Here is a 10,816-nt window from a genome sequence, read left to right on the forward strand (position 1 = left end):
GCGGCGCGCGTTGCCGGACACCGGAACGGGGGTTTCCGGAGGGGTCGTCCGGCACGCGCGCTTCGCGTCTCCTCCGGAGTCGGAGGCGGTGTTGCGGAAAGCGGTCCGGGGATGGTGCGGGGATGTCGCCGTGCGCCTCGGACCGCTTTCTCTTTCCTGCTGGTCCAGTGTGCGGCCGTCGGACGGTGGTCGCCCACGACGTCTGTCATGGCGGACCCCTGATAGGTGTCATGGTTGTGCCGGCCGCGCCTACGGTGTAAGGGCGGGGGGTACGAGGCGACGGGGACCCCGGGGAGGGCCCGTCAGAGCCAGCCGCGGTCCTCCGCGATACGGGCAGCCTCCGCGCGGGTCCTCGCGGTGGTTTTGGCCATGGCGGACGAGACGTGGTTGCGCACGGTCCCCTCCGACAGGTGCAGCGCCCGGGCGATGTCGGTGACCGTACCGCCGTCGAGTGCCTGGGCGAGCACCTGCCGCTCCCGCACCGTGAGGGGGCTGGTGCCCGAGTGGAGGGCTTCCGACGCGAGGCCGGGGTCTATGACCCGCAGCCCGGCCGCAGCCCTGCGCACCGCGTCGACGAGGTGTTCGGGGGGCGCGTCCTTGACGACGAAGCCGACGGCGCCCGCCGCCATGGCCCGGGTCAGATATCCGGGCCTGCCGAACGTCGTGCAGATGACGACCTTGCAGGACGGCAGCCGCCGGCCGAGTTCGGCCGCGGCGCTCAGACCGTCCTTGCCCGGCATCTGGACGTCCATCAGCGCCACGTCCGGGAGGGTACGCAGCGCGGCGGGCAGAACATCGTCCCCGTTGCCGACCTCGGCGACGACCTCGATGTCCTGCTCCAGGCGGAGCATCGAGGCGAGTGCGCCGCGCACCAGCGCCTGATCGTCGGCGAGCAGAACCCTGATCAAGTGTGTGTGCTCCTCCGACGTTCTGTACGGGCGGACTCAGCGTACTGCCCGGGACGTTGGTGCCGTCCCGGGCAGTGACGGCGTGTCAGCCGGCCTCGGGTGCCGGGGCCCCGGCCAGTTCGGCGAGCAGGTGCTCGGCGAGGTCCGCGGGGGTCGGGCAGTCGTAGACGGCGTCGGCCTCCAGTTCCAGTCCGGTGAGTTCGACGATCCGGTTGCGCAGTTCGATCGCGGCCATCGAGGAGAACCCGAGGTCGAAGAAGTCGGCGTCGTGTTCGACCGCTTCGGCGGAGGGGAAGCGCAGGATCTCCGCCGCCGCGCCGCGTACCAGGTCGAGCACGATGCCGCGGTGCTCGTCGGGCGTACCGTCCGCGAGCCGCTGCCGGAACGCGGCGACGCTGTCGCCCGTTTCGGCGCTGTCCGCGCCCTGACCGTCCTTGTCCCCCGCCGTTTCCGGGAGTTCGTCGAGCAGCCGGGACGGGCGGCGGGCCGACAGGAGAGCGCCGATGTCGGCCGGTTCTGTGTCGGTGAGCAGCAGGGTCGTGTCGCCCTGGGCGAGGGCCTGCCGGACGGCGGGTACCACCGCAGCTGGGTCGGTCAGGCCGACGGCCACGGAGATGGCCGGCAGCCCCTGGGCGGCTCGCAGTCCCGCGAGGGCGTCGAAGGACAGGTGCGCGGCGGTGGCGGCCTGCCCCGCGGTGCCCCAGGCCGCTTCCGCCGGGGAGACGAGGACGAAGGCGGACAGGTCCAGGGACCGGGTGCGTTCGTGCAGGGCGTGGGCGACGGCGGCCGGCGTCCCTGTCGTAGCGGTCGTCGCACCGGTCGCCATGCCGGCCGTCGCATCGGTCGTCATGCCGTCGCCGGCGGTGCACACGACGGCGGTCAGGGGCGGGTCGATACGGTCCAGCAGGGCGTCGAGAGTCGCCGGGTCGGCCGGGTCGCAGGCGTGCACCACGACACCGGGTTCGGTGGCGAGTGCGGCTGCCGGCTGGGTCAGGACGACTCCGGCGGCGCCGGCGCGCGCCACCCACCGGGTCAACTCGACTGTCTGCGCGTCGAGTTCACCGGCGATCAGGACCGTACCCGTCGGCTGCCAGTCGGTGCCGAGCGCCACCCGGCCCGCCGGGGCCTGCTGGAGTCTGCGGCCGAAGACACCGGCGGCGCGTACGGCGATCTCGTCCTCGCCCGTGAGCCCGGTCAGCATCCCGCACAGCCGGCGTACGGCCTGCTCGTTGATCTGCTCGGGCAGGTCGATCTGGCCGCCGCTGAGCGCCGTGTACGCGTGGGCCGCGGCCCGTCCGACGCCCCAGGCCGGTGCCGAGCCGGGCGTGGTCGGGGCGTCCGACGGGGTCACCTGGACCGCGCCCCGGGTCAGGAACCACACGGGCGCCGCAGGCTGGGCTTCGGTCACCGCTGCGACCAGGGACTCGGCGAAGCGGGTCGTGCCGCTCCCGTCGCCCTGCTCGCCGTCGGTGAGCAGGCACGCGATGCCGGCGGTCCGTTCGTCGGCGGTCTCCCGGATCCGGCGGGCGAGCTTGTCGGCGTCGGAGCTGCGGGCCACGGGGAGCGCCCGTACCTGCGCGCCGTGGGCCGCGAGGCCGGCCACGACCGCCTGGGCGTGCTCCGAGACCGTCTCGTCCTCGGGCACGAACACCAGCCACGGTCCGGCCAGGGCGGGTGCGGGTACGTCCGTCAGGGGTTTCCAGGTGGTGCGGTACCGCAGCCGCCCTGTGGTGTCCGTGGCCCGTGTGCCGCGCAGTTTCGCCAGCGCTGGCAGCAGGTCGCCGAGCTGGTGCCCGGCGCCCAGGCCGAGCGCGGCGAGCAGCGCGTCGAGGTCCTGGCGCTCGACGGCGTCCCAGAGGCCCTGGTCCGCCCGCTCCGCGTCGCGGGTCCCGGACTCCCGGCGCCGCCCGGTCGCGTCCGGCCAGTAGCGCTGACGCTGGAAGGGGTACGTGGGGAGGGAGACGGTACGCGGGGACGCCCCGCCGACGACGGCGGCCCAGTCGACGGGCAGCCCGTGGACGTAGAGGTGGGCGAGCGCCTCGGCCAGTGTGCGTGCCTCCGGCCGGTCGCGGCGCAGCGCCGGCACGTTGGTCCCCGTCCAGTCGACGAGGCATTCTTGCGCCATCGCCGACAGCACGGCGTCGGGGCCGACTTCCAGGAACCTGGTCACTCCCTGCGCCCGCAGGGCGCGTACGCCGTCGCTGAACCGTACGGCTTCGCGGAGGTGGCGCACCCAGTAGGCGGGCGAGGTGAGTTCGGCGTCGGTGGCCAGCTCTCCTGTGACGTTGGAGACGACGGGGATTGTCGGCGGCCGGTACGTCATCTCTTCGGCGACGCGCCGGAATTCCGCCAGCGCGGGCTCCATGAGGGGTGAGTGGAAGGCGTGGCTGACGGCCAGCCGTCGGGTCTTGTGCCCTTGTTCGGCAAGGCGTGCGGCCAGGGCGAGGGTGGCCGTCTCGTCGCCTGAAATCACCACGGACGCGGGCCCGTTGACGGCGGCGACGCTCACCAGGTCCGGGGAGGCGGCGAGCAGGGGCAGTACGTCCTCCTCGGCCGCGCGCACCGACACCATGGCCCCGCCCGGCGGCAGCGCCTGCATCAGCCTGCCGCGCGCGGCGACGAGTCGTACCGCGTCGTCCAGCGAGAGCACGCCGGCGACATGGGCGGCGACGAGTTCGCCGATGGAGTGGCCCGCCAGGAAGTCGGGCCGTACACCCCACTGTTCGAGGGTGCGGAACAGGGCCACCTCGACCGCGAAGAGCGCGGCCTGGGTGTACCGCGTCTGCTGAAGCAGCTCGGCGTCGTCGCGCAGGACGTCACGTACCGGCGGTTGGATGTGCTCGTCGAATCGTGCGCACACCTCGTCGAAGGCGGCGGCGTACACCGGGTACGTGTCGTACAACTCCTGTCCCATGGCGAGCCGTTGACTGCCCTGACCGGTGAAGAGGAAGGCCGTCTTGCCGCGCGCGGCGGTGCCGCTGATCACCTGCGCGCCGGGCGTCCCCAGCGATGCCGCGTCCAGCCCTTCGGTGAGTTCGGCGCGGGAGGCGCCGAGGACGACCAGCCGGTGTTTGAGTGCGCTGCGCGTGGTGGCCAGCGAGTGGGAGATCTCGGCGGGCGTCTGCTCGGGCCGGTCCTCCACGTGGGCGCGCAGCCGCTGGGTCTGGGCGCGCAGCGCTTCGGGACTCTTCGCCGACAGTGTCCACGCGGTCACCGGGCTTGCCACGGTGGGCTGTTCGGGCCGTGGCACCTCCCGTTCGGGCGCGGGCTGTTCGAGGATGACGTGCGCGTTGGTGCCGCTGATGCCGAAGGAGGACACTCCGGCCCGGCGCGGCCGGTCGGAGTCGGGCCAGTCCGTCCGTTCGGTGAGCACCCGTACCGAGCCCGACTCCCATGCGACGTGCCGCGAGGGCCGGTCCACATGGAGGGTGCACGGCAGGACGCCGTTGCGCATGGCCATCACCATCTTGATGACGCCGGCGACTCCCGCCGCGGCCTGGGTGTGACCGATGTTGGACTTCACCGAGCCCAGCCACAGCGGCCGGTCCTCGGGCCGGTCCTGCCCGTACGTCGCGAGCAGGGCCTGCGCCTCGATCGGGTCGCCGAGGGTGGTGCCCGTGCCGTGCGCCTCGACGGCGTCCACCTCGGAAGGCGTGAGCCGTGCGTCGGCGAGGGCCTGCCGGATGACCCGCTGCTGGGAGGGGCCGTTGGGGGCGGTGAGACCGTTGCTGGCACCGTCCTGGTTGATGGCTGATCCGCGGACCACGGCGAGCACCTGATGGCCGTTGCGGCGGGCGTCGGAGAGCCGCTCGACGAGCAGCATGCCGACGCCCTCGCTCCAGCCGGTGCCGTCCGCCGCGTCGGCGAAGGACTTGCAGCGGCCGTCGGGCGCGAGCCCGCGCTGCCTGCTGAAGTCGACGAACACGTTGGGGGTGGACAGGACGGTGACCCCACCGGCCAGGGCGAGGGAGCAGTCACCGGACCTCAGTGCCTGGATCGCCCAGTGCAGGGCCACCAGGGACGAGGAGCAGGCCGTGTCGAGGGTGACGGAGGGCCCTTCGAAACCGAAGGTGTACGAGATCCGCCCCGACGCCACACCGCCGGACGTGCCCGTGCCGACGAAGCCCTCGCTGCCGCTCGGCAGGTGCTGCAGGTGCATCCCGTAGTCGTGGTACATCAGACCGACGAACACACCGGTCTGGCTGCCGCGGACCTTCGCCGGGTCGATACCGGCGTATTCCAGCGCCTCCCACGAACTTTCCAGGAGCATCCGCTGCTGCGGGTCCATCGCGACGGCCTCGCGCGGCGAGATGCCGAAGAACGCCGGGTCGAACTCGGTTGCGTCGTAGACGAATCCGCCCTCGCGTGTGTATGTGGTGCCGGGGTGCTCGGGGTCGGGGTGGTACAGCTCGGCCAGGTTCCAGTTGCGGTCGGCGGGGAACATCGACATGGCGTCCCCGCCCTCGGCCACCAGCCGCCACAGACCGTCCGGGTCGGTGACGCCGCCGGGCAGCCGGCAGCTCATGCCCACGATGGCGATCGGCTCGTCGTCGCTGCCGGCAGCCGTGGCGGGCCCTGCGGCCGGCCCGTCGTCCAGCAGTTCGGTGCGCAGATACGCGGCCAGGCTCGTGGGGGTGGGGCAGTCGAAGATCAGCGTGGCGGGCAGCCGGAGGCCGGTGGCCGTGTTCATCCGGTTGCGGAACTCGACGGCGGTCAGCGAGTCGAAGCCGTTCTCGTTGAACGGCCCTTCCGGGTCTAGGTCGTTGGGGTCCGGGTGACCGAGCACGGCAGCAGCCTGACCGAGCACCACGTCCAGCAGGGCGCCGAGGTGTTCGGCCTCGGGCATACGGGCCAGGCGCTCACGCAGAGCCGAAGCCGCCGCCGGGTCGGCGCCCACCGTGCGCCGCTTCGACGTGGCGACCAGACCGCGCAGCACCGTGGGCACCGCGCCGAAGCGGGCGGCGGCGCGCAGCGCGCCGAACTCCAGGCGGATGGGCACCAGGGTCGCCAGGTCCGCCGTGCGGGCCGCGTCGAACAGGGCAAGACCGTCCTCGGTCGACAACGGCGCGACGCCTGTACGGGCCAGCCGGGCCCGGTCGGTGTCGTCCAGTCCCCCGGTCAGTCCGCTGTCCTGCTCCCACAAGCCCCATGCCAGGGACAGGGCGGACAGGCCGAGTTGGCGCCGGTGTCCGGCCAGGGCGTCCACGAAGGCGTTGGCCGAGGCGTAGTTGCCCTGCCCCGGGCCGCCGAAGACGCCCGCCGCCGAGGAGAAGACCACAAAAGCGGTGAGCGGCAGTTCCCTGGTCAGTTCGTGCAGGTTGAGCACGGCGTCGGCCTTGGACCGCAGCACCGTGTCGAACCGCTCGGGGGTCAGTGAGGTGACGACGCCGTCGTCCAGCGAACCCGCCGCGTGGACCACGGCAGTGAGGGGGTGCTCCGCCGGGACACCGGCCAGCACGTCGGCCAGGGCTTGCCGGTCGGCCGCGTCGCAGGCGACGACGGTCACCTCGGCGCCCAGCCCGGTCAGTTCGTCCCGCAGCCGGTCGGCGCCATCGGCGGCGGGGCCGCTGCGGCCGGCGAGCACCAGATGGCGCACCCCGTGCCCGGCGACCAGATGCCGGGCGACGACGCCGCCGAGCGTTCCGGTGCCTCCGGTGATCAGTACGGTGCCTTCGGCGTCCCACGCGGGCGCGGGGACCTCTTCGGCGCTGTGACGGGCGAGTCGCGGTACGAGGGTGGCGCCGGCGCGCAGGGCGGCCTGCGGTTCGCCGGACAGTACGGCGGCGGGCAGCGCCTGCCACGACTCCTCCGCACCGTCGATGTCCAGGAGGACGAAGCGGCCCGGGTTCTCGGACTGGGCCGAGCGGATAAGCCCCCATACGGCGGCGTTCGGCAGATCGTCGGCCGCAGACCCCCCGGCCGGTACGGCGTCGCGGGTGACGAACACCAGCGGCACGTCGGCGTACCGGTCGGCGGCCAGCCATGCCTGCGCCGCCGCGAGCGCTGCGGCGGTCGCGGTACGCACCTGGGCCGCCGTGTCCTCGACGACGCCCCGTGACATGGGCTCGCACACCACGAATGCCACCTGGGGTACGGGCAGTTCGGTGTCCGGGTCCGCTTCCGACGGGAAGAGGTCGACTTGAGCGCCGGCCCTCTCCAGTACGGCGCGCAGCTCCGGTACGTCGTCGCCCCGCAACTGGCAGCGGACACCGCCCGTCGCCGGGGCGGCGGTGTCGGGGGCGGGCACCCAGTCGAGCCGGAACAAGGCGTCCCGCAGCGGGTCGGCGCCGCCCGTGAGGTCACCGACGGCGAGGGGACGTACGACAAGCGAGTCAGCGGAGGCGACCGGCACGCCGGCGCTGTCGGCGACCTCTACCCGGACCGCGTTGCGGCCCGCAGAGGAGAGCCGTACCCGCAGCGCGGTGGCGCCCGTGGCCGCCAGTCGTACCCCGGTCCAGGCGAACGGCAGCAGCGGCCCGTCGGCGGACGCCCCTTCGAAGAAGCCCCCGAGCGCCAGCGGTTGCAGCGCGGCGTCGAGAAGCGCGGGATGCAGCCCGAACGCGTCAGCTTCGTCGGACGCCTCGTCCGGCAGGGCCACTTCGGCGAACAGCTCGTCGTCGCGGCGCCAGAGGGCCTTCAGGCCGCGGAAGGCGGGGCCGTAGTCGACACCGACGGCCGCCATCGATTCGTACACGTCGTCCGGCCGCAGCGCCGTCGCACCGGCCGGCGGCCACGACTCCTCCGGGAAGTGCGTGGACGCGGTGTCGGTGGTGAGGAAGCCGGTGGCGTGGCAGGTCCAGGGGTCGTCAGCTGCGGCATCGGCGGACCGGCCGTGGACAGCCAGTGCTCTGCGCCCGTCATCCTCCGGGGCGCCGACAGCCAACTGAAGTTGCACCGCGCCCCGTTCAGGGACGACCAGCGGCGCCTGAAGCGTCAGCTCCTCCACGAGGTCACAACCGACCTCGTCACCGGCCCGGATCGCCAGCTCCACAAAACCCGTACCCGGCAGCAGAACGCTTCCGTTGACCGTGTGGTCCGCCAGCCACGGATGGGACGCGAGCGACAACCGCCCCGTCAGCAGCACACCTTCCGAGTCGGCGAGCGCCACTGTCGCGCCGAGCAAGGGATGGCCCGCGACGCCCAGACCCAGATGGGAGGCGTCACCGCTGGACGTGACGGACTTCGGCCAGTAGGGCTGGTGCTGAAAGGCATAGGTCGGCAGCTCCACGACGCGCGGGTGGGCCGGGGCGAAGAACGCTGCCCAGTCGACCTCGCCACCGCGCACCCACAACTCCGCGGCGGAGGCCAGGAACCGGGCCATGCCGCCCTCCTGCCGGCGCAGCGTGCCCACCACCACCGCATCGGCGGCGCCCGCACGCTCCAGACTCTCCTGGACCCCGATCCGCACCACCGGATGCGCACTGGACTCCACGAAGAACCGGAAGCCCTCTCCGGCCAGCGCCTCAACCGCCGGACCGAACCGGACCGTCTCCCGCAAGTTGCGGTACCAGTAGCCGGCATCCAGCCCTGTCGTGTCGAACCAGTCGGATGTCACTGTCGAGAAGAACGGCACGTCACCGCTGCGCGGCGTGATGGGGCCCAGAACCTCCAACAGCTCCGCCTCGATCGCCTCCACATGAGCCGAATGCGAGGCGTAATCGACCTCGATACGACGTGCCCGTACCCCTGCCGCTTCGTACCCGGCGACCAGCGTGTCCAGCAGCCCGGCGTCACCGGAGACCACCGTCGACGACGGACCGTTCACCGCCGCGACACAGACACTTCCGCCCAGTTCGCGAAGGCGTTCCTCCACCGCGTCCGCCGGGAGCGGGACCGACACCATGCCCCCACGCCCGGACAGTCCGACCAGCGCCCGGCTGCGCAGAGCCACCACCCGCGCACCGTCCTCCAACGACAACCCACCCGCCACAACAGCGGCAGCGATCTCACCCTGGGAATGACCCACCACCGCGTCCGGCACCACACCCACCGAAGACCACATCGCGGCCAGCGACACCATCACGGCCCACAACACCGGCTGCACGACGTCCACCCGGTCAAGTCCCGGCGCCCCTACCTCACCACGCAACACCCCGGTCAACGACCAGTCCACGTACAACCCCAGCGCCCGCTCGCACTCACTCAACCGCGCAGCGAACACCTCGTCGGAGTCCAGCAGCTCCACCGCCATACCCGCCCACTGGGAACCCTGACCAGGGAACACGAACACCACACGGCCAGCCGAGCCGGCCACTCCCTCCACCACACCAGGGAACGGCACACCCTCGGCCAACGCAGCCAGACCATCACCCAGCTCGACACCCGCACCGCCCACAACCACCGCGCGATGCTCAAACACCTCACGCGACACCACCAACGAATAGCCCACATCAGCTACCGACCCCGCGCCCACCAACCCGCCCAACCGCCCCGCCTGCCCGCGCAACCCACCAGCACTCCGCGCAGACAACACCCACGGCACCACACCACCAGCAACCACATCCACACCCGCCGGCTCCACCGGAACCACCCCAGGAGCCTCCTCCAACACCACATGCGCGTTCGTGCCGCTCATGCCGAAGGAGGAAACGCCCACGCGGCGCGGTTCGTCCGAGGCGGGCCACGGGCGCGGCTCGGTGAGGAGTTCGACGGCGCCTTCGGACCAGTCGATGTGCGGCGACCGCTCCTCGGCGTGGAGGGTGCGCGGCAGGATGCCGTTGCGCAGGGCCATCACCATCTTGATGATGCCCGCGGCGCCCGCGGCGGCCTGGGTGTGGCCGATGTTGGACTTCACCGAACCCAGCCACAGCGGCCGGTCCTCCGGACGGCCCTGGCCGTACGTCGCCATCAGGGCCTGCGCCTCGATCGGGTCGCCCAGCGGCGTACCCGTACCGTGCGCCTCGACCGCGTCGATCTGCGCAGGCGCTATCCGGGCGTCGGCCAGCGCCTGCCGGATGACGCGCTGCTGCGAAGGACCGTTCGGGGCTGTCAGACCGTTGCTCGCACCGTCCTGGTTGATCGCCGAACCACGCACCACCGCCAGTACCGGATGGCCGTTCCGCCGTGCGTCCGACAGCCGCTCCACGAGGAACACGCCCGCACCCTCGGCGAGCGCCATGCCGTCGGCGTCGGAGGCGAACGCCTTGCACCGTCCGTCCTTGGCGAGCCCCCGCTGGCGGCTGAAGCCGATGAACGTGCCGGGCGAGGACAGCACGGCCACCGCTCCGGTCAGCGCCAGGTCGCAGTCGCCGTTACGCAGTGCCCGCACCGCCAGGTGCAGCGCGACCAGTGACGACGAGCATGCGGTGTCGATCGTGACGGCGGGGCCTTCGAGGCCCAGGCTGTAGGAGATGCGGCCCGACACGACGCTCGTGGCGACGCCGGTCATCAGATAACCCTGAAGCTCAGGCGGGGCCTTTTCCATGAAGGTGAGGAACTCGCCGCTGTTCGCGCCGACGAACACACCGGTCCTGCTGCCGTGCAACGTGGCCGGGACGATGCCCGCCCGCTCGATCGCCTCCCACGACGTCTCCAGCAGCAGTCGCTGCTGCGGGTCCATCGCCGTCGCCTCACGCGGGCTGATGCCGAAGAAGGCCGGGTCGAACTCGGTGACGTCGTGGACGAACCCGCCCTCACGGACGTACGACGTGCCGGGTGTGTCGGGGTCCGGGTCGTACAGCGTCTCCAGGTCCCAGCCCCGGCCCTCGGGGAAGCGGGATATGGCGTCCGTCCCCTCGGCCACGAGCCGCCACAGGTCCTCGGGGCTGTTGGCCCCGCCCGGGTAGCGGCAGCCCATGCCGATGATCGCGATCGGCTCGTGGTCCTTCTCGTCCGCCGCCTGGAGCCGCCTCTTGCTGTCGTGGAGCTCGGCCGTCACGCGCTTCAGGTAGTCGACCAGCTGCGCTTCA

Annotated in this window: 2 protein-coding genes; both read right to left on the minus strand. The window is 72.3% G+C overall.

The annotated features are described in order from the left end of the window. Nucleotides 1-302 precede the first annotated feature (302 nt). Nucleotides 303-908: a response regulator transcription factor gene (locus OHS57_RS06190; protein WP_041991943.1), complete on the minus strand. Its 606-nt coding sequence runs from the start codon at nt 906-908 to the stop codon at nt 303-305. Nucleotides 909-993: 85 nt separating this feature from the next. Then, complete coding sequence (locus OHS57_RS06195; protein WP_443043058.1) at nt 994-10,785, minus strand: type I polyketide synthase; 9,792 nt, start codon at nt 10,783-10,785, stop codon at nt 994-996. Nucleotides 10,786-10,816 lie beyond the last annotated feature (31 nt).

The sequence above is a fragment of the Streptomyces sp. NBC_00370 genome (genome assembly GCF_036084755.1).
Classification (GTDB): Bacteria; Actinomycetota; Actinomycetes; order Streptomycetales; family Streptomycetaceae; genus Streptomyces.